The following is an 18,291-nucleotide window of genomic DNA, read 5'->3' as shown; positions in this document are numbered from 1 at the left end:
CAATTTGTTCTTTTTGTTTCTTTGAAATTAGTCATATTTCTCAAACTTACCCTGCGGAAGTACGCTTTTTACGAACCTACGCTACTTCCCCGCCAGCGCCGCATCCTCGACGATGAGCTGAACGCTGTCCCTTCCCTGCCAGGTGTCGCGGCGGAGATGGCCGGCGAGGTGGAGGCGTGACCCCCTTGCGGTGGTGAGCAGGGCGCCGAGCTCGTTCTCGGCGGCGCGGAAGGCGATGGCCTTGAGGCGCTGGCCGTCTGCCCCTTCGACCTGCAGACGCAGATGGGCACCGCCGACGATGTCGGCGAAGGCGAGGCGCACATTGGGAAGCGCGAAGCGGGGTTCCGCATTGCCGGCGCCGAACGGTCCCATGCGCTCGAGGGCGCCGACGAAATCGTTACTGGCGGCACCCGGCTGCAAGGCGGCATCGAGATCGAGCACGGGCTGAAGATGGGCGCCGTTCATGTGGTCGCCGAAGCGGGCGGCGAGGAAGGCCATGAGATCGGGCAGGCGCGGCTCCGGGATCTCGAAGCCGGCCGCCATGGCATGGCCGCCGCCCTTTTCCAGGATGCCGGCCTCGCGCGCGGCGATGATGGCATTGCCGAGATGGAGCCCGGCAACCGAACGGCCGGAGCCCTTGCCCACCCCGTTCTCGATGGCGACGACGCAGGCGGGTCGCTGATAGCGTTCCTTGAGGCGGCCGGCCACGATACCGATGACGCCGGGATGCCAGTCTCGGGCGGCGGCGAAGATGAGATAGGGGGAATCCGCCGCATGGGCTTCCGCCTGGGCGATGGCGGCATCGAGCACGGCTGCCTCGATCTCGCGGCGCTCGGCGTTCAAGGCGTCGAGTTCGGCGGCGAGCGCCCGGGCCTCGGCCGGATCGTCGGTGGTGAGCAGGCGGGCACCGAGATCGGATCGCCCCACCCGCCCGCCGGCATTGACCCGGGGACCGAGCAGGAAGCCGGCGTGATAGGCGGAAGGGCGCTCGTTGATGCGGGCGACATCGGCCAAAGCGGCGAGACCCGGATTGCGCCGGCCCGCCATGACTTTCAGCCCTTGCGCCACCAATGCGCGGTTGATGCCGGTGAGCGGCACCACATCGGCAACCGTGCCCAGCGCCACGATGTCGAGCCATTGCAGCAGATCGGGTTCCGGCCGCTGGCCCGAGTAATGGCCACGCTGGCGTAAGGTCCGGTTGACCGCCACCGCGACGAGATAGGCCACCCCCACTGCCGCCAGCTGGCCGAAACCCGCCTCCTCGTCCAGGCGGTTGGGATTGACCACGGCATGGGCAACGGGCAGGCGCGGCTCGGCCACGTGATGGTCGACCACGATCACCTCGAGGCCGAGATCGTGTGCCGCCGCCAGCGGCTGGAAGGCGGTGATGCCGCAATCCACCGTGATGACGAGGCGCGCACCCTGCGCCTTGAGGGCCGCCATCGCGGCCGCGTTCGGGCCGTATCCCTCCTTCAGCCGGTCGGGCACGTAGAGGATGGGTGGCGGTGCGCCGACGGCGCGCAGGAACCGCGTCAGCACGGCGGTCGAGGTGGCGCCGTCGACATCGTAATCGCCGAAGATTGCCACCTGCTCGCCCGCCGCCACGGCATCGGCCAGGCGGGCGGCGGCTGCCTCCATGTCGCGGAAGCGCGCCGGGTCCGGCATCAGGTCGCGGAGGCGCGGCGCGAGGTAGCTTTCCGCCGTTTCCAGATTCTGGCCGCGCGCGGCGAGGAGTTGGCCCATGAGATCGGAGAGGCCGAGGCGCTGCGAGATGGCGATGCCGAGGCGCTCGTCACAGGGACGCCGGCGCCATAGCCGGCCGGTCGCCGATTTCGCGACACCGAGGAAGGCGTCGCCGTGGAAGGCGTCGCCATCCTGCATCGTCAGATGCCTTGCGGCTTCTTGATGGTCCAGTTGTGCTGCGCCTCGACGAGGCGGACGGTGCCGGTCTTCGAGCGCATCACCATGGATTGCGTGGTGGCCCAGGTACTGCCGCGCCGCACGCCCTTCAGCATCGGGCCGTCGGTGACACCGGTGGCCGCGAACATGACGTCGCCATTGGCAAGGTCGGTGAGGCTGTATTTGCGGTGCAGGTCCTTCACCCCCCAGCGCGCGGCGCGGGCCTTCTCGTCCTCGTTCCGAAAGACGAGGCGGCCCTGCATCTGGCCGCCGATGCAGCGCAGTGCCGCGGCGGCGAGGACACCTTCCGGCGCCCCGCCCTGGCCCATATAGATGTCGACACCGGTGCCGGGTTTCGCCGTCGCGATGACGCCGGCGACGTCGCCATCCGAGATCAGCATGATGCGGGCACCCGTGGCGCGCACCTGGGCTATGAGATCGGCATGGCGCGGACGGTCAAGGATGCAGGCGACCACGTCGCTGATCTCCATGCCCTTGGCCCTGGCGAGGTTCTTCAGGTTTTCGGCCGGCGTCGCGTCGAGATCGACCACGCCATCGGGCAGGCCCGGGCCGACGCTGATCTTTTCCATATAGGTGTCGGGCGCGTTCAGGAAGCCGCCGGCCTCGGCCATGGCGATGACGGCCAGCGCGTTGGTGCCGCCCTTGGCCGTGATGGTGGTGCCTTCCAGGGGATCGAGGGCGATGTCGATCTTGGGTCCGCCGGCGCCGACCTTCTCCCCGATATAGAGCATCGGCGCCTCGTCGCGCTCGCCCTCTCCGATCACCACAGTGCCGTCGATGGGCAGGTCGTTGAGCGCCTTTCTCATGGCGTCCACCGCCGCCTGGTCGGCCGCCTTCTCGTCGCCGCGGCCCATCAGGCGCGAGGCGGCGAGCGCCGCCGCCTCGGTCACGCGCACCGCTTCCAGCGCCAGATTGCGATCCATCCCGCTTACTCCTTCAATTCATTCCAGCGTCTCGATCGGCAGCAGATGCGCCGGCTCGAGCACGGATTTGATCTCGTCGAGGCGCGCCGCCACGCGGGCGATCGCGGCCTCGGTCGTCTCATGGGTGGTGAAAACCAGCGGCACCGGCTCGTCGGGTGAGCGGCCGCGCTGGATCATGGATTCGAGCGACACGTTCTCGTCGCGCATGACACCCGCGATCTCGGCAATGACACCCGGCTTGTCGACCACCATCAGGCGGAGATAATACGAGCCGACGCGCTGGCCGACCGGTGCCTGGACGGCGCGGGCAAGCGTTGCCGCCGGGGCCGAGAAGGCCGGCAGGATGCGGTCGCGGGCGATATCCATGAGGTCGGCAACGACAGCCGAAGCGGTCGGCCCGCGGCCGGCGCCGCGGCCGATGGCGATATTCTCGCCGACGAAATTGCCACTGGTCACGACCGCATTGTAGACCCCGTCCACCTTGGCGATGGTACTGGCGGCGGGCACCATGCAGGCGTGGACCCGCTGCTCGATGCCGCCCGGCGTCTGGCGGGCAAGGCCGAGGAGCTTGATGCGAAAACCCAGTTCCTCGGCATAGGCGATGTCCATGGCGGACACGTTGCGGATGCCGGAAATGCGCACGCCGGCGAAATCGACGGCACAGCCGAAGGCGACCGAGGTGAGGATCGAGAGTTTGTGCGCGGCGTCGATACCGTCAACGTCGAAGCTGGGATCGGCTTCGGCATAGCCGAGCTTCTGCGCCTCTTCCAGCACGTCGGCGAATTCGCGGCCTGTCTCGCGCATCTGCGTCAGAATGTAGTTGCAGGTGCCGTTGAGGATGCCGTAGACGCGGGTGATGCGATTGGCGGCGAGGCCCTCGCGCATCGCCTTGATGACCGGGATGCCACCCGCCACCGCCGCCTCATAGGCCAGCGCAACCTCGGCCTCCTCGGCAGCCAGCGCCAGCGCCGTGCCGTGATGGGCGAGCAGCGCCTTGTTGGCGGTCACCACATGCTTGCCGGCGGCGATCGCCTTTTCGACGACCTCTTTCGCCTTGCCCTCGGACCCGCCGATCACTTCGACCACGACATCGACGTCGTCGCGCGCGGCGAGCGCGGCCGCGTCATCCACCCAGGCAATGCCGGAGAGATCGATGCCCCGATCCCGGCCGCGGTCGCGCGCCGAGACGGCGGTGACCAGGATGGGCCGCGGGCAATGCTTGGAGATGATGTCCGCGTTCTCGCGCAGGACCTCGATGACGCCGGCACCGACCGTACCGATGCCGGCAAGGCCGATCCGAAGCGGCGCCGATTTTCGATCGGCGGCCATCACGCCGCTCCCCAGGGGTGCTGCCGGCGGGGGCGCTGCCAGCAGGGGCGCGCCGGACTCATTACGCAATGCATGATTTCAGAACTCAATAGGCGGACAGGAAAATCTCGACGCGCCGGTTGTTGGCCTCGCCGGCCGGCATGGTTTCGAGCGAAACCGGGTTGACGGCGCCGGCTGCGGCCACCTGCACCAGATGACCGGGCACGCCCGCCTTGGTAAAGGCGCGCGCGACCGAATTGGCGCGATCAGCCGAGACCTTGTAGTTCACCTCGCCCTGGCGGAAATAATCCATGTTGCCGGTACGCTGGCTGGCATGGCCGACGATGCGGATCACGCCACCGTAATAGCGCTGCATCTCGGCCACCTGCTGGATCACCCGGTTGTCGTCGCGTGACAAGCGGGCCGAGCCGTTGTTGAAATAGACGATGCCGACCGGCTGGCCGGCCGGCGGCAGCGGCGGTACCGCGACCGGCGGGGCATAAGGCTGGAAACCCATCGGCTGGTAGCCATAGGCGCCCGGCACGACACCGGGTGTCACACCGGGAACCGCCGGCTGCAAGCCATAGCCGGCAGGCGCTGCACCATAGGGCGAGCGGTAATAGGCCTGGGCCGGGTTCTGGCGCAGATAGCCGCCATAGCTGGCATAGCCATAGGTGCCGCCGGAGGCGACCGAGGAATAGTCCACCATCACCTGACCGCCCGCCGTCGGCACGCTGCTATAGGCGGCCTGCGTGCCGGGCGCATAGGCTGCGCCGCCACCGAAGGGTTTGGATCCGGGCTGCGGCGTGCCGGCATAGCCCTGGAAGGTCTGGCCACCCGCAGGCAGGCCACTGGCCGCCATCTGCGGCGCCTGGATCTGGCCACCCGCGCCCGGCAGGGGTTGCTGGATGACCGCGGGTGCCTGGGGCGCCGGCACGGCGCCGGCCTGGACGGGTGCCGTCTGGGCGGCTGCACCCTGGGTCGGCGCCACGGGTGCGGCGGGCCGCGCCACGCTCTGCTCCGGCGCCGTCAGGGTTTCGTCGGTATATTGTGCATTGGCGCGGTCGGCCACCAGGCCGGGCTGCACACCATCAATGCTGACGTCCTGGGGCTGCGGGATGGTCGTCGGCACCGAATTGATGTCGGGCGATGCGCCGCTACTGGCAGCGGCCGCCCCGGCAGCGGTTCCGGCGGCATCGCCGGCGGATTTCTCGGCACTTTGGGCGGCAGCCTGGCCGGAAGCCTGGCCGGATGCCTGGGCTGAGGCCTGAGCGGAGGGCCGCTGCACGTCGCCGCTGCAACCCGCAACGGCGACGATGGCGGCAACCGCCATGGCCCGCCTCACCGGATGCGCCGCAACGCCGCGCAAGGCAGTGCCGGAGCGCAGCGCCAGCCGCCGCGCCACCTTGCCGGCTGCATAGCCGCGCGACAGCGCCGATTCCGCAAAATCAATCATGCAATCCTCCCCTTGCCCATCGCCGAAAACGCCGCGAACAGGCCATTGCCGGCACCGGTCCCGATCGATCCTTCCCCGACCGATCGCGCCTGACGCCGCTATCGCCTGACCGCCCCCGGCGGCGTCCCGCAGGCTTCCCCGCCGGAACCCGGACGCGTCTTCAGCGGATGGCTGCCATCCTACTGAGGTAAAATAAAACTTCTGATTTCTTAGACTGCGCTACTATAACAAACAAGCAGGATCGTCGACGCGAAAAAAGGTAACCATCTAACCCCTTGTAACATTTGTCCTTTACCGGGAATGCGCATGGCCAAGAAGGACCCCACCGACAATCGCGGCAAAAGCGGTCAAAGCGCTGCCGAGGACGGGCCGGCAACGGCGCCGGGAAGCCCCGAAAGCGCCGCCAACGCGGCCGCGATGGCGCGCATCGCCGAACAGTCGCATCGCCTGCTGCAGGACTTCCTGACCCGCCACGCCCACGACTTCAAGCTCGGCCCGGACGCGTTCAGCCTTGGTCGCGCCTTCATGGAAATGACCACGCGCATGATGGCGGACCCGCAGAAGCTGATCGAAGCACAGGTCTCGCTGTGGCAGGACTACATGAACCTGTGGCAGAGCACAGCCGCCCGCCTGATGGGCCAGGACGTGCCCGCCGTGATCCAGCCGGCCAAGGATGACCGCCGCTTCAAGGACGCGGCCTGGCAGGAGAATCAGGTCTTCGACTACATCAAGCAGTCATACCTGCTGACCGCGCGCTGGATGCAGAACCAGGTGCGCGAGGTCGAAGGGCTCGACGACAAGACCGCCAAGAAGGTCGATTTCTACACACGCCAGTTCGTCGACGCGATGGCACCCAGCAATTTCGTGGTGACCAATCCGGAAGTGCTGCGCACCACCATCGAGAGCGGCGGCGACAATTTGGTCAAGGGCCTGCAGAACCTGCTGGAGGATTTGGAGAAGGGTGGCGGGCGCCTGCGCATCTCGATGACTGACGAGGAGGCGTTCGAGGTCGGCGGCAACATCGCCATCCAGCCGGGCAAGGTCGTCTTCCAGAACGAACTCATGCAGCTGATCCAGTACGCGCCCACCACCGAAAAGGTGGCGAAGCGACCGCTCCTCATCATTCCGCCCTGGATCAACAAGTTCTACATCCTGGATCTGAAACCGCAGAACTCCTTCGTCAAATGGGCGGTCGACCAGGGACATACCGTTTTCATGATCTCCTGGGTCAATCCGGACGAGCGTCTGGCGCAGAAAAGCTTCACCGACTACATGCTGGATGGACCGTTGGCGGCGATCGAGGCGATCCGCGCCGGCCTTGGCGAGGACAGCGTCAACGTGATCGGCTATTGCCTGGGCGGGACGCTGCTGGCCTGCCTGCTCTCCTATCTTGCCGCCAAGAAGAAGAGCAGCCTCGTCGCCAGCGCCACCTTCTTCACCACCATGATCGATTTTTCCGAGGCCGGCGAACTCTCTGTCTTCATCGACGAGGAGCAGCTGACCGCGATCGAGCAGAAGATGAGCGAGCGCGGCTATCTGCACGGCCACGAAATGGCGGCGACTTTCAACATGCTGCGCGCGAATGACCTGATCTGGTCCTTCGTCATCAACAACTATCTGCTGGGCAAGGAGCCGTTCCCGTTCGACCTCCTCTACTGGAACGCGGATTCGACGCGCATGCCGGCAGCCATGCACAGCTTCTATTTGCGCAACATGTACCAGCAGAACCTGCTGATCAAACCGGGCGGGATCGAACTGGACGGTATCGCCATCGATCTCACCCGGATAAAGCAACCCTCCTTCGTCCTGGCGACGCGAGAGGATCACATCGCCCCATGGAAAGCAGCCTATGCCGCGACCCAGACCTATCGCGGACCGCTTACCTTCGTGCTCGCCGCCTCGGGCCATATCGCCGGCGTCGTCAACCCGCCAGCCGCCAACAAGTATTGCCACTGGATCGGCGACGGCCGCTACCCGGCCGCGCCGGACGACTGGCTGGCCACGGCCGAGCAGCGCCCCGGATCGTGGTGGCCGGAATGGGCAACATGGATCAGTGCCTTCCACGATGGCGAAGTACCGGCGCGCAAGCCGGGCAACGGCAAATTGAAGGCGATCGAAGAAGCGCCTGGCGCCTATGTGAAGGTGCGGGCGCAATAGGATTTGCCGCTCCTCCTTCCGTTCAATCGCCGCGTGTATCCAGTGCCGGACCGTTCTGATAGAGTGACCGGCATGCCAACGGAGCAAGACGGGCTGGGGGAGTCGCCATCATGAACAAGCTGCTCGCGGAATTCATCGGCACCTTGACGCTGGTCCTGTTCGGCTGCGGTGCTGCTGTCCTTGCCGGCAGCCAGGTCGGCCAACTCGGCATTGCGCTCGCTTTCGGCTTTGCCATCGTGGCCATGGCCTATGGCATCGGCCCGGTTTCGGGCTGCCACGTCAATCCGGCGGTCAGCCTCGGCGCCTTCGTCGCCGGGCGGATGACGGCGCGCGATATGATGCTCTACTGGGTAGCGCAGGTGCTGGGTGCCATTGCCGGCGCGCTCATCCTCATGATCATCGCCGGCGGCGCGGATTCAGGCCTCGGCGCCAATGGCTGGGGGCCGGGCTATCTCGGCGAATACACATTGCTGCAGGCCCTGGTTTTCGAGATCGTGATGACCGCACTCTTCGTCATCGTCATCCTGGGATCCACCGGCGAGGGATCAAGCCCGGGCTTTGCCGGCCTCGCCATCGGCATCACGCTCGCCGTCATTCACATCGTCGGCATCCAGGTGACCGGCGTTTCTGTCAACCCGGCGCGCAGCATCGGCCCGGCCCTCTTCGCCGGGGGTCAGGCGCTGGCGCAAGTCTGGCTCTTCATTCTGGCGCCCGCGATCGGTGCCGCCATCGGCGGCCTGCTGTTCAAGAGCGGCGCCCTGAAAGCCTGAATTGCCGAACCGGGAGTTCCAGCTGCCTGGACTGGACGCGGGCGGCGTCACGAATGTCGCCATCGCAAATCCGCCGGTTGGGGCGGGACGGCTCCAAGCGGCTTGCGGTTGAACCGACGGGGAACCGCCGCCCCCTTGGCGACGTTTGATCGAAACACCACATATCAGAAGCGGAATTTCCGGAAACTTGCCGCATTTGTTCCGTGGGGATTCTCTTTTCCAAGAGCGTTGTCCTACGGGGTGGTCAGTTGAAAGGAGGCCGGACCATGACCATGGATCTTCTTCAGGGGCGCAATGCCAGCCGATTTGTGCTCCTGCTGAGCGCCTTGATGTATTGCGGCGCGATGGCCGCCGCCGTTATTGCGGCGCCGGCCCTGGCGGTCGAGCCGCAAGCGGTCGGGGCGGACGCAACACAGGTCGCCGCCACGGCCCTTCCGGCCGAGGGTACCAGCGTTCCCGAGATCGTCCGCGTTCCGACGCTGAAGGACCGCCACGCTGAGCCGGTGGCAGGCGATTTCATTCCGCCGCTCGAGTTTTCAGCAGCCGAAGCCCGCCAATGGGTGCTCGATGCCGGCTATGTCAGCGTCTCGCCCCTTGAACTTGTCCACACCGCCGACGGCGTGCCGGTCTATCATGGCACCGCCACCGCGCAGGGCGAGGACTATGCCGTGATCGTCGATTCCTGGGGCAATATCGCCGGCTGGCGATAACGCAAGATGGGCGGCAACCGTACAACCAAATCCCCGGCTGTCGCCCTGGCCGTGCTGCTGTCGGCAAGTGCTGGCTGCCTGCCGCTCGCCCTCGCCGCAACTCCGGCCTTGGCGCAGAACAATACCGCGCCGTTCTCGACCGGGACCAACTGCGCCGATCTGCCGGAGCCACGACGATCGGCCTGCAAGGATGCGTTCGATCCGCGGACCAACCCCCGCGAATGGCAGAAGCGCGGCAATCCGTCGACCTTCTCGCCGCCCGAACCCAGCGCGCTCGGCCGACCGCCCGCCACCATCGCGCCCAAGGCACCTTATCAGCCACTGCTGCACCCGACGCCGGCCCTGCCCCGCTTCAAGCCGCCAGGTTGACGGGCAGGTCGATGCGCAGGCGCAGATACGCGGCCTGCGGCTCGTAATGCAGCTGGCCGTCATGGGCCTCGACGATCGCCTTCGCGATGGGCAATTCCAGGCCGAGGCCATAGGTTTCGCGGGTGAGGCGCAAATCGCCCTGCAGGAACGGATCGAAAGCCCGGCCGGCGGCGTCGGCCCTGATTTCGGCCCTGCGCTCGTCGCTCTCGCGGCGACGGAAGTTCTCGACGTCCGCCACCGCCTCATTGCTGATTTCGATCACGGCACGGCCATCCTGCGTGGCGGCAGCGATGGTTATCGCGCTCCCCTGCGATGACGCCTTGCGGGCATGCAGGATGGCATTGTGCAGGGCCTGCCTCAGCCAGGCTTCGTCCGCCCGGATGATCAGGTCCTGCTCGGGCAGATGCGTCGCCAGTTGGATATTGTGCGCGCCGGATTGAGAGCCTCCGTCATCCGCCAGTGCCATCTCGGCCAGCGCCATCTGGCGCTGCAGGCTGGCGACGCTGTCTTCGATCAACAGGCGCAAGTCGAATTCAGCCGGGGAGAGGGCCAGCTTGCCGGCGGCAATTCGCGACATGTCCAGCGTCTGGTTGATGAGCGTCAGCAGATGCCGACCCGCTGCCAGCACCTCACGAACCCAGGTCGTCATTTCGCGGTCGGTATGGTGATCGGTGCGGGATTTCATCAGCTCGGAAAAGCCGATCACGGCATTGAGCGGCGTGCGCAACTCGTGGGTCACCACGGCGAGGAAGGTGTCCTTGACCCGGCTCGCCTGGTCGATGCGCCAGCGCGCCTCCCGCTCGCGCTCATGGGCAAGTTCGAGCCGCTTGATGAGGCGCAGCAGCAGGACGACCAGTACGATGCCGGCCACGATCGCCACCGCCATCACGCCGGCCGCCTGCATCTGGGCGCGCACCAGATCGTCACGCTGGCGGTCGGGATTGCTCCGCAGCATCACGTCCTGCATCCAGGAGCGGATCGGCGAGTCGAGCCGCGCCAGCTTGTTGAGCGCGGCGCGGCGGACCACCGGATCATCGCTTTGCATCGCAAGGGCGACCGGCGAATCCGGCGCCACCGCCATTTCGAGCTGGCCGATCAGCTGCCGATAGGTGGGGTCGCGGGCGAGTTCGGTCTCCGCCACCTCCTGCTTCAGGTTGCGCACCCGGGTACGGAACATGGAAAGGCGGGTCTCCAGATAGGTCGCCGGCACGCTCTGCGCGACGCCCGCGAAACCCCGGAAGGCGTTTTCGAACTGGAGGAATTCGATTTCGAGCTGAGCAGCCGCCCAGGCCGTGTTCTTCTGGCTGCGCTGGGCATCGAGGGCGCTGGACACCAGGATTTCAACGCTGATCGCCAGCGCTGCCAGGAAGATGATGATGACGGAGCCGACCAGCCAGTATCTGCGCGCGGTGCTCATCTGATGCCGATTGCCCGAGAACCCGGTCGCCCCCGAATCACCCCCGACTCGAGACCGGATAGGACCAATCTCATAGCTACAAATCGAATTTGCGTCAAAATTTAGTCAAATAATCCAGCATTTTCTGCCTCGCGACGATGGGCCGTTGGCACACATTGACACCTGCGATGTTATTTGAATAACATAAATCGTATTGTGTAACTAGAATAACATGACGCTGCCGATGAGCCGGGATTTGGTGTTATCCAGATTGCAGGACGAGGAAGCCGGACGCACGCAGTCCGAGGCGATGCTGGCGCGTTTCTTCGCCGCCCATCTCGACGACCTGCCGTTCGAGACGGCGGCGTCGATTGCCAAGCGGGTCGGGGTCAGTGCCGTTACCGTAGGGCGTTTCCTGCGCAGCCTCGGCTATCAGCGCCTGACCGACCTCACGCAGGAACTGCGCGGCCATGCCCCCTCTTCCGCCTGGCAGCTGAAGGGCAGCGAAAACGGCAATGGCAGCAACATTCAGGCCAAGCAACTCAAGGCCCATGTCGACAACCTGACTCGCGTCTTCGCCCATGTCGATCGGCCGGAATGGCGGGACGCCGTGAAGCTGCTGGCCGAGCAGCCGCAGGTCTTTGTTGCCTCGTTCCAGAACCTGCGCGGCATCGGACATTATTTCGCGTCGCAGCTGGACTATGCCCGCGCCGGCGTGCGCTTCCTCGACGGCCAGGACGGCACCTTCGCCGACCTGTTCGACGCCGAGCGACGCCGGTCCTGCCTGCTGATCATCGATTCGCGTCGCTATGCCCGGAAGGCCGGCCTGCTGGCGGAACGGGCAAAAAGCGCCGGCATCAAGGTCATCGCCGTCACCGACATCTACTGTCCATGGATCGAGACGGCGGATGTAAGACTGACCGATCCCGGCGAAGGCGAGGTGTTCTGGGACAGCGCGGTCAGCACCGTGGCGCTGCTCGAATTGCTGCTGGAGGCGGTGATCGAGCACCTCGGCCCCAAGGTCAGCACCAGGATGGAGTACCTCACCGACCTGCAGGACGGGTTCGGCGATTTCGACGACACGTGATCGGCACGGCAGCGGTCAGCACCCCGATCACGAAGGGTGCGATCGCGCAAGGAGAGGCAGGAGGACGTCATGGGTTATGCGGCGCCGGCGGCGACCGGCGAACGCCACATCATCCGCATCGAGGCGGCGAGCAAGGCCTTCCGAGCACCGGAAGGCGGCGTAGTGACCGCCCTCGACCGGGTGTCGCTTGCCATTCGCGGTAACGAGTTCCTGACGCTGCTGGGTCCATCCGGCTGCGGCAAGACCACCCTGCTGCGCGCCATCGGCGGATTCGAGGATTTCGATTCCGGCGGGCTCTATCTCGACGGTCAATCCATTGCCGGCTTGCCGCCCTATCGCCGTCCGATCAATACGGTATTCCAGAACTACGCCCTCTTCCCGCATCTCTCGGTGGCGCAGAATGTCGCCTACGGCCTGGAGGTGGCCGGTGTGGGCAAGGCCGAACGCGAAGGCCGCGTCGCCGCCGCCCTCGACATGGTGGGTCTTGCCGGCATGGGCCAGCGTAATCCCCGGCAATTGTCGGGCGGCCAGCAGCAGCGCGTGGCGCTGGCCCGCGCCATCGTCAACCGCCCGAAGGTGCTGCTGCTGGACGAACCCCTGTCGGCGCTCGACCGCCAGCTGCGGCAATCGATGCAGATTGAGCTCAAGAACCTGCAACACGAGCTTGGCATCACCTTCGTCTTCGTCACGCACGACCAGGAAGAAGCCCTCACCATGTCGGATCGCATCGCCGTGATGAACCGCGGTACCATCCAGCAGCTGGGCGCGCCCGACGAAATCTATGACCGCCCCGCCAACCGCTTCGTTGCCGGATTCATCGGCATCAGCAACCTATATGCCGGGCGAATCGCCGCCAGCGACAGCGACACCTTGCGCGTCGACTGCGCCGAGGGGATCAGCCTGCTGATGCGGCGGCAGGCTGGAACCGCTGCCCTCGCCGAAGGTAGCGCCGTCGACATCGTGCTGCGGCCAGAGCATCTGTCGCTGACACCAGGCAGCAAGACGGTGCCGATCGACGCTACGATCGAGCAGTCGGTATTCGTCGGCTCGGACCTGCATGTGCTCGCACGCACCGGATCGGGTGCCCCCATTCGCGCCCTCTATCGCCGCTCGCAGGCCGAACATGAACCGGCACTCCAACCAGGCGCGCCGGTGACGCTGCATTACCCGGTGACAGCGCCGCATCTCATGCCGGCGGACGCGGCATCATGAGCATCGCCGCCATCAGCGCCCCCGTGGAACATGCCAGCCAGGCTGCCAGACGGCGGCGCAACCTTGCGCTGATGCTGGCGCCGATCACGCTGCTGCTCGGCATCTTCTTCGTCGTCCCCCTTGGCATCATGGCGCTGTATTCGGTGCTGACGCCCGGCCTCTATGGCGGGGTCGAATGGAGCTTCTATCCCTATTCCTACGGCCGCGTGCTGGGCGCACCGCTGGGCGCCGGCGAGGTGTTTGATCCGGTCTACCTCGAGATCCTGTTGCGCTCGCTGAAGATGGCCTTTCTTACCGTGCTGCTGACATTGCTCATCTCCTATCCGGCAGCCTTCTGGGTCAGCGGCCTCAGCCCGGCGCGTCGCAACCTTGCCATGTTCCTCATCACGCTTCCCTTCTTCGCCAATCTCCTTATCCGCATCTATGCCTGGATGCTGATCCTGCGTCCGTCCGGGGTTATCAACACGGTGCTGAAGGAGCTTGGGCTGATCGACAAGCCGATGATGATGATCTTCAGCGAGGGTGCCGTTGTGATCGGCCTGGTCTATGTACTGCTGCCCTTCATGTTCCTGCCGGTCTATGCCAGCGTCGAGCGTCTCGACCGCTCGCTGGTCCAGGCCTCGGCCGATCTCGGCGCCACGCCCCTGCAGACCTTCCGCCGGGTGATCCTGCCGCTGACGTTGCCCGGCATCATCGGCGGCTCGATCATTGTCTTCATCCCGGCGCTTGGCAATTTCGTGGTCGCCTCGCTGCTCGGCGGCGCCAAGGTGCTGATGTTCGGCAACATCATCACCCAGCAATTCCTGCAGGCGCGCAATTGGCCGTTCGGTGCGGCGCTTGCCATGATGGTGATGGCGACCGTCCTGGTCATGCTGTTCATCTATGTTTTCAAGGTGATGCGCAGCGACCAGCGTACGGCGGGCGGGAGGTGAAGCCGTGATTTCAATGTTCCGCCACCTCGGCCGACGCAGCCTCGGCGCCTATGGCATTCTCTTCCTGCTGTTTCTCTATCTGCCGATCGCCCTCATTGCGGTGTTCTCGTTCAATTCGAACGTAGTCAACATGATGAGCTGGTCCGGCTTTACCTTCGACTGGTACCGCTCGCTCTTCGGTCTGGAGACAAACCTCGCCGCCTCGTCGAACTATGTCGAGACGACGGACCAACTGCTGAGCGCGGTCAAGAACAGCCTGGCCATTGCCCTCGTCACCTCCGCCATATCGACCACCATCGGCACGGTCACGGCCCTAGCCCTGCAACGCTACGATTTCCGCGCCAGGCGCTTCTACCAGATGCTGATCTTCATGCCGATGATCATGCCGGACATCGTTCTCGGCATCGCGCTCCTGATCTTCTTCGTCGGCGCCGGCTTCCAGCTCGGCCTGATGACCATCATCATCGGCCACTGCGTCTTCCTGTCCTCCTACGTCTTCATCATCGTGAGCGCGCGCCTTGCCGGCATGGACCAGGTGCTGGAAGAGGCATCGGCGGACCTCGGCGCCAATCCCTGGGTGACGTTCCGCCGCGTGACCCTGCCGCAGATCATGCCGGGTGTGGCCGGCGGCGCGCTTCTTGCCTTCATCATCTCGCTGGACGATCTCGTCATCACCTTCTTCATCGCCGGCGTCGAGGCGACGACACTGCCGCTCTTCATCTACGCCATGCTGCGCCGGGGCATCAAACCGCAGATCAATGCTCTGGCCGTCATGCTGCTGCTGTTCTCCTTTGCCATTGCCGCCCTCGGCCTTTATCTGCGCTCCCGCCGTCCGTGACCCGATCCCGTGAGCAGACTCATGAACAAGCCGCATTCGAAACCCCGCGCCCGAGATCTCGGCCTGCCCTTCCCGGGCCGGCCCGGCGCCCACAACGCCATCACCGACATTCCGGGTGTCAAGGTCGGCATGACCACGATCAACCAGCCCGACGGTCCGGTCAGAAGCGGCGTTACCGCAATCGTCCCGCGCGGCGATGCCCCGGACCTGATGCCGGTCTGGGCGGGGTTTCATGCTCTCAACGGCAATGGCGAGATGACCGGCACGCACTGGATCAACGATGCGGGATATTTCTGCGGCCCCATCTGCATCACTAATACCCACAGCGTCGGCATTACCCATCACGCCGCGGTGCGCTGGATGATTCGCCGCTTTGGCCACCAGTTCACTGCCGACCACCTCTGGGCCATGCCGGTGGTGGCTGAGACCTATGATGGCGTGCTCAACGACATCAACGGTCAGCACATCACCGAGGCGCATGCCCTGGCGGCACTCGACGGCGCGCAGGCCGGGCCCGTGGCGGAAGGCAATGTCGGCGGTGGTACCGGGATGATCTGCTACGAGTTCAAGGGCGGAACCGGCACCGCCTCGCGCCGGATCGAGATCGGCAAGGATGAACAAGAGCGCAGCGGTCATGTCGGCGTGCTGGTGCAGGCCAATCACGGCATCCGTGACTGGCTCACCATCCTCGGCGTGCCGGTGGGAAAGCACCTGGCCGGCGGAGCCCTGTTCGCGCGCGAGCAGGGCTCGATCATCGTCATCATCGGCACCGATCTGCCGCTGTTGCCCAACCAGCTGAAGCGCGTTGCCAAGCGCGCCGCCATCGGCATCGGGCGCGGCGGCTCGCCGGGCGGCAACAATTCGGGCGACATCTTCATGGCCTTCAGCACCGGCAATGCGATGACGCTGCCACAGGCCGGCCCAGCAATCTGGCGGCTGGAAGCGGTGAACGACGAAATGTTCGACGCGATCTATCTGGCAGCCGTGGAGGCCATCGAGGAGGCGATCGTGAACGCCCTGGTCGCCGCCGAGACGATGATCGCCCTGCGCCCAGCCGGCCTCGAGGTGGCGGCCATCGATCACAGCGCATTGCTGGACGTGATGCGCAGTTACAACCGCCTGGCGTGAAGTACCGGAAGTTCAACCAAGACAAACAGGAGAGGAGCGACCAACATGAAAAAGACCATCACCGGCCTCGGCGCAGCGATCTTGCTGGCATGGGGCGCCCAGGGTGCCGCTGCCGAGGGCAGCCTCGCCGTCTACAATTGGGGCGACTACATCAATCCCGAGGTGCTCGACAAATTCGCCGAGGAGTTCGGCGTCAAGGTGACCCTCGATACCTATGGCAGCAACGAGGAGATGCTGGCCAAGATCCAGGCCGGCGCCACTGGCTACGACATCGTCTTCCCCTCGGTCCATATGCACGACATCATGGCCAAGCTGGACCTCATCGAAAAGACCGACGTCAACCAGATGCCGGGCTGGGAGAACATCGACAAGGCACACCTGCTCTCGAAAACCGATCCCAATGGCGAATACTGCCTGCCCTATGCCTGGGGCTCGGTCGGCATCATGTACAACAAGAACCGCGTGCCGGAGATCAAGTCGTGGAAGGACTATTTCGCCTTCGCGGCCGAGAACCCGGGCAGCGTCATCCTGCTCGACGACATGCGCGAGGTGCTGGGCGTGGGGCTGATTCTCAACGGCAAGTCGGTCAACAGCCGCGACGCGGCCGAGATCGAGCAGGCCGGCGAAACCATCCTCAAGGAGAAGCCCAATGTCGGCGCCTTCTCCTATGACGTCATCCCCCTCATCCAGTCCGGCGACATGGCGGCAGCACATTATTTCGTCGGCGCCATGATGTATGTGCTCGAGGATCCGGAAAACCTCGGCTACGTGATCCCGGAGGAAGGCGCCACCATGTATCAGGAGGATATCTGCGTCCTCAAATCGGCGCCGAACAAGGAGAACGCCAAGAAATTCCTGGAGTTCTACATGCGCCCGGAGATCGCGGCACTCAACGCCGCACAGCAGAAGAACGGCACCACCAACGCCAAGGCCAAGGAATTGCTGCCGGCGGAACTGCGCGACAACCCCTATATCAACCCACCGGCCGAGGTGATGAAGAAGCTGCAGATCTTCGAGGATCTGGGCGAGGACCTGCGCACCTATGACCGCGTCTGGACCAAGGTAAAGACCAACTAGCCACGGTTCTGGCAGATCGCGGGCGGGCCCGGCTGCGTGCCGGCGCCCGCCCTTTTTTCCTCTGAATCAAGCACATCGCCCGAATTGACCCCATCGGGCGATGGTGTAGGATGCGGGATATATCTGGTTTTAAATCAATCAATTGGGGTTCCGTATGAGTGAGTCGAAGGGGCTGATGGCCGGGAAGCGTGGCCTGATCATGGGCGTCGCCAATGACCGGTCCATCGCCTGGGGTATTGCCAAGGCCATCCACGCCCAGGGCGGACAGCTTGCCTTCACCTATCAGGGCGAGGCACTGGAGCGGCGTGTACGGCCGCTGGCCGACTCCGTCGGCGCGGACCTGGTCCTGCCCTGCGACGTGACCACCGACGAGAGCATCGACGCCACCTTTGCCGCCATCGGCAAGAAATGGGACAGCCTCGATTTTGTCGTCCATGCCATCGCCTTTTCCGACAAGGAGGAGTTGAAGGGCCAGTATGTCGACACGTCGCGGGCCAATTTCGCCCGCACCATGGACATTTCCTGCTTCAGTTTCACGGCGGTCGCCCAGCGCGCCAAGGCGATGATGCCCCATGGCGGCTCGCTGATGACCCTGACCTATCTCGGCGCCGAGCGGGTGATGCCGCACTATAACGTAATGGGCGTCGCCAAGGCCGCGCTGGAATGCTCGGTACGCTATCTCGCCGCCGACCTCGGCCATCAGGGCATTCGGGTCAATGCGATCTCCGCCGGGCCGATTAAGACGCTGGCTGCTTCGGGCATCGGCGATTTCCGCCAGATCCTGCGCTGGAACGAGCTCAACGCGCCGTTGACGCGCAACGTCACCATCGAGGACGTGGGCGGCGCCGGGCTCTATCTTGCCTCGGAACTTTCCAGGGGAGTCACCGGCGAGTTGCACCATGTCGACAGCGGCTACAACATCGTCGGCATGTTGCGCCCGGAATCGGCACCGGAACTGACCGAGATGCTGAAGAACTTCTCGAAATCCGAATCCTGAGCGGCCGGCGC

16 protein-coding genes are annotated in these 18,291 nt (G+C 65.1%); 11 read left to right on the top strand and 5 right to left on the bottom strand.

Features of this window, described 5'->3' with window-relative positions:
• Nucleotides 1-81: 81 nt before the first annotated feature.
• From recJ to A8950_RS07190, 4 genes are all read right to left on the bottom strand, one after another.
• Complete coding sequence (gene recJ / locus A8950_RS07205) at nt 82-1,881, bottom strand: single-stranded-DNA-specific exonuclease RecJ (RefSeq protein WP_133612957.1); 1,800 nt, start codon at nt 1,879-1,881, stop codon at nt 82-84.
• A gap of 2 nt (nt 1,882-1,883) precedes the next feature.
• On the bottom strand, nt 1,884-2,843 hold the full coding sequence (glpX, locus tag A8950_RS07200) for a class II fructose-bisphosphatase (protein WP_133612956.1): 960 nt from the start codon (nt 2,841-2,843) through the stop codon (nt 1,884-1,886).
• An 18-nt stretch (nt 2,844-2,861) separates the two neighbouring features.
• Nucleotides 2,862-4,172, bottom strand: coding sequence for a homoserine dehydrogenase (locus A8950_RS07195; RefSeq protein WP_133612955.1), 1,311 nt, complete (start codon nt 4,170-4,172; stop codon nt 2,862-2,864).
• Nucleotides 4,173-4,257: 85 nt separating this feature from the next.
• Nucleotides 4,258-5,607, bottom strand: a complete 1,350-nt coding sequence (locus A8950_RS07190) for an OmpA family protein (RefSeq protein WP_133612954.1) — start codon at nt 5,605-5,607, stop codon at nt 4,258-4,260.
• Between the two features lie 417 nt (nt 5,608-6,024).
• Between A8950_RS07190 and A8950_RS07185 the strand changes: the two genes are divergently transcribed.
• The 4 genes from A8950_RS07185 to A8950_RS07170 all read left to right on the top strand — a co-directional run bounded on the left by A8950_RS07185 (nt 6,025) and on the right by A8950_RS07170 (nt 9,613).
• Nucleotides 6,025-7,764 (top strand): PHA/PHB synthase family protein, encoded by a 1,740-nt coding sequence (locus A8950_RS07185; protein ID WP_133613241.1) that lies wholly within the window; start codon nt 6,025-6,027, stop codon nt 7,762-7,764.
• A gap of 110 nt (nt 7,765-7,874) precedes the next feature.
• Nucleotides 7,875-8,534: an aquaporin gene (locus A8950_RS07180; RefSeq protein ID WP_133612953.1), complete on the top strand. Its 660-nt coding sequence runs from the start codon at nt 7,875-7,877 to the stop codon at nt 8,532-8,534.
• A gap of 266 nt (nt 8,535-8,800) precedes the next feature.
• Complete coding sequence (locus A8950_RS07175) at nt 8,801-9,244, top strand: hypothetical protein (RefSeq protein WP_133612952.1); 444 nt, start codon at nt 8,801-8,803, stop codon at nt 9,242-9,244.
• A gap of 6 nt (nt 9,245-9,250) precedes the next feature.
• Nucleotides 9,251-9,613, top strand: coding sequence for a hypothetical protein (locus tag A8950_RS07170; protein ID WP_133612951.1), 363 nt, complete (start codon nt 9,251-9,253; stop codon nt 9,611-9,613).
• Here the strand turns inward: A8950_RS07170 and A8950_RS07165 are convergent.
• Nucleotides 9,597-11,030, bottom strand: a complete 1,434-nt coding sequence (locus A8950_RS07165) for a sensor histidine kinase (protein ID WP_133612950.1) — start codon at nt 11,028-11,030, stop codon at nt 9,597-9,599. The genes A8950_RS07170 and A8950_RS07165 overlap by 17 nt on opposite strands.
• A gap of 238 nt (nt 11,031-11,268) precedes the next feature.
• On the opposite strand from A8950_RS07165, the gene A8950_RS07160 reads away from it, so the two are divergent.
• From A8950_RS07160 to fabI, 7 genes are all read left to right on the top strand, one after another.
• Nucleotides 11,269-12,096: a MurR/RpiR family transcriptional regulator gene (locus A8950_RS07160; RefSeq protein ID WP_166645041.1), complete on the top strand. Its 828-nt coding sequence runs from the start codon at nt 11,269-11,271 to the stop codon at nt 12,094-12,096.
• A gap of 69 nt (nt 12,097-12,165) precedes the next feature.
• Entirely contained in the window at nt 12,166-13,308 is a 1,143-nt protein-coding gene (locus A8950_RS07155) for an ABC transporter ATP-binding protein (protein WP_133612948.1), read from the top strand.
• Nucleotides 13,305-14,240 carry an ABC transporter permease gene (locus tag A8950_RS07150; protein ID WP_133612947.1) on the top strand — a complete coding sequence of 312 codons (936 nt, stop codon included), beginning with the start codon at nt 13,305-13,307 and terminating at the stop codon, nt 14,238-14,240. The genes A8950_RS07155 and A8950_RS07150 overlap by 4 nt, the downstream gene beginning before the upstream one ends.
• Nucleotides 14,241-14,253: 13 nt before the next feature.
• Nucleotides 14,254-15,078 carry an ABC transporter permease gene (locus A8950_RS07145; RefSeq protein ID WP_243735574.1) on the top strand — a complete coding sequence of 275 codons (825 nt, stop codon included), beginning with the start codon at nt 14,254-14,256 and terminating at the stop codon, nt 15,076-15,078.
• 21 nt (nt 15,079-15,099) lie between these two features.
• Complete coding sequence (locus A8950_RS07140; protein ID WP_133612946.1) at nt 15,100-16,206, top strand: DmpA family aminopeptidase; 1,107 nt, start codon at nt 15,100-15,102, stop codon at nt 16,204-16,206.
• A 45-nt stretch (nt 16,207-16,251) separates the two neighbouring features.
• Nucleotides 16,252-17,283 carry an ABC transporter substrate-binding protein gene (locus A8950_RS07135; protein ID WP_133612945.1) on the top strand — a complete coding sequence of 344 codons (1,032 nt, stop codon included), beginning with the start codon at nt 16,252-16,254 and terminating at the stop codon, nt 17,281-17,283.
• 154 nt (nt 17,284-17,437) lie between these two features.
• A complete protein-coding gene (fabI, locus tag A8950_RS07130) occupies nt 17,438-18,280 on the top strand; it encodes an enoyl-ACP reductase FabI (protein ID WP_133612944.1) in 843 nt (280 codons plus the stop codon).
• Nucleotides 18,281-18,291 lie beyond the last annotated feature (11 nt).

Source organism: Dongia mobilis (assembly GCF_004363235.1).
Taxonomy (GTDB): domain Bacteria; phylum Pseudomonadota; class Alphaproteobacteria; order Dongiales; family Dongiaceae; genus Dongia; species Dongia mobilis.
The sequence above is the reverse complement of the archived record's forward strand: the minus strand, read 5'-3'. Positions and strand labels throughout refer to the sequence as shown.

Coding starts and splice junctions, on each gene's coding strand:
- recJ (WP_133612957.1), bottom strand. CDS start 1,881: ATGCAGGATGGCGACGCCTTCCACGGCGACGCCTTCCTCGGTGTCGCG.
- glpX (WP_133612956.1), bottom strand. CDS start 2,843: ATGGATCGCAATCTGGCGCTGGAAGCGGTGCGCGTGACCGAGGCGGCG.
- A8950_RS07195 (WP_133612955.1), bottom strand. CDS start 4,172: ATGGCCGCCGATCGAAAATCGGCGCCGCTTCGGATCGGCCTTGCCGGC.
- A8950_RS07190 (WP_133612954.1), bottom strand. CDS start 5,607: ATGATTGATTTTGCGGAATCGGCGCTGTCGCGCGGCTATGCAGCCGGC.
- A8950_RS07185 (WP_133613241.1), top strand. CDS start 6,025: ATGGCGCGCATCGCCGAACAGTCGCATCGCCTGCTGCAGGACTTCCTG.
- A8950_RS07180 (WP_133612953.1), top strand. CDS start 7,875: ATGAACAAGCTGCTCGCGGAATTCATCGGCACCTTGACGCTGGTCCTG.
- A8950_RS07175 (WP_133612952.1), top strand. CDS start 8,801: ATGACCATGGATCTTCTTCAGGGGCGCAATGCCAGCCGATTTGTGCTC.
- A8950_RS07170 (WP_133612951.1), top strand. CDS start 9,251: ATGGGCGGCAACCGTACAACCAAATCCCCGGCTGTCGCCCTGGCCGTG.
- A8950_RS07165 (WP_133612950.1), bottom strand. CDS start 11,030: ATGAGCACCGCGCGCAGATACTGGCTGGTCGGCTCCGTCATCATCATC.
- A8950_RS07155 (WP_133612948.1), top strand. CDS start 12,166: ATGGGTTATGCGGCGCCGGCGGCGACCGGCGAACGCCACATCATCCGC.
- A8950_RS07150 (WP_133612947.1), top strand. CDS start 13,305: ATGAGCATCGCCGCCATCAGCGCCCCCGTGGAACATGCCAGCCAGGCT.
- A8950_RS07145 (WP_243735574.1), top strand. CDS start 14,254: ATGTTCCGCCACCTCGGCCGACGCAGCCTCGGCGCCTATGGCATTCTC.
- A8950_RS07140 (WP_133612946.1), top strand. CDS start 15,100: ATGAACAAGCCGCATTCGAAACCCCGCGCCCGAGATCTCGGCCTGCCC.
- A8950_RS07135 (WP_133612945.1), top strand. CDS start 16,252: ATGAAAAAGACCATCACCGGCCTCGGCGCAGCGATCTTGCTGGCATGG.
- fabI (WP_133612944.1), top strand. CDS start 17,438: ATGAGTGAGTCGAAGGGGCTGATGGCCGGGAAGCGTGGCCTGATCATG.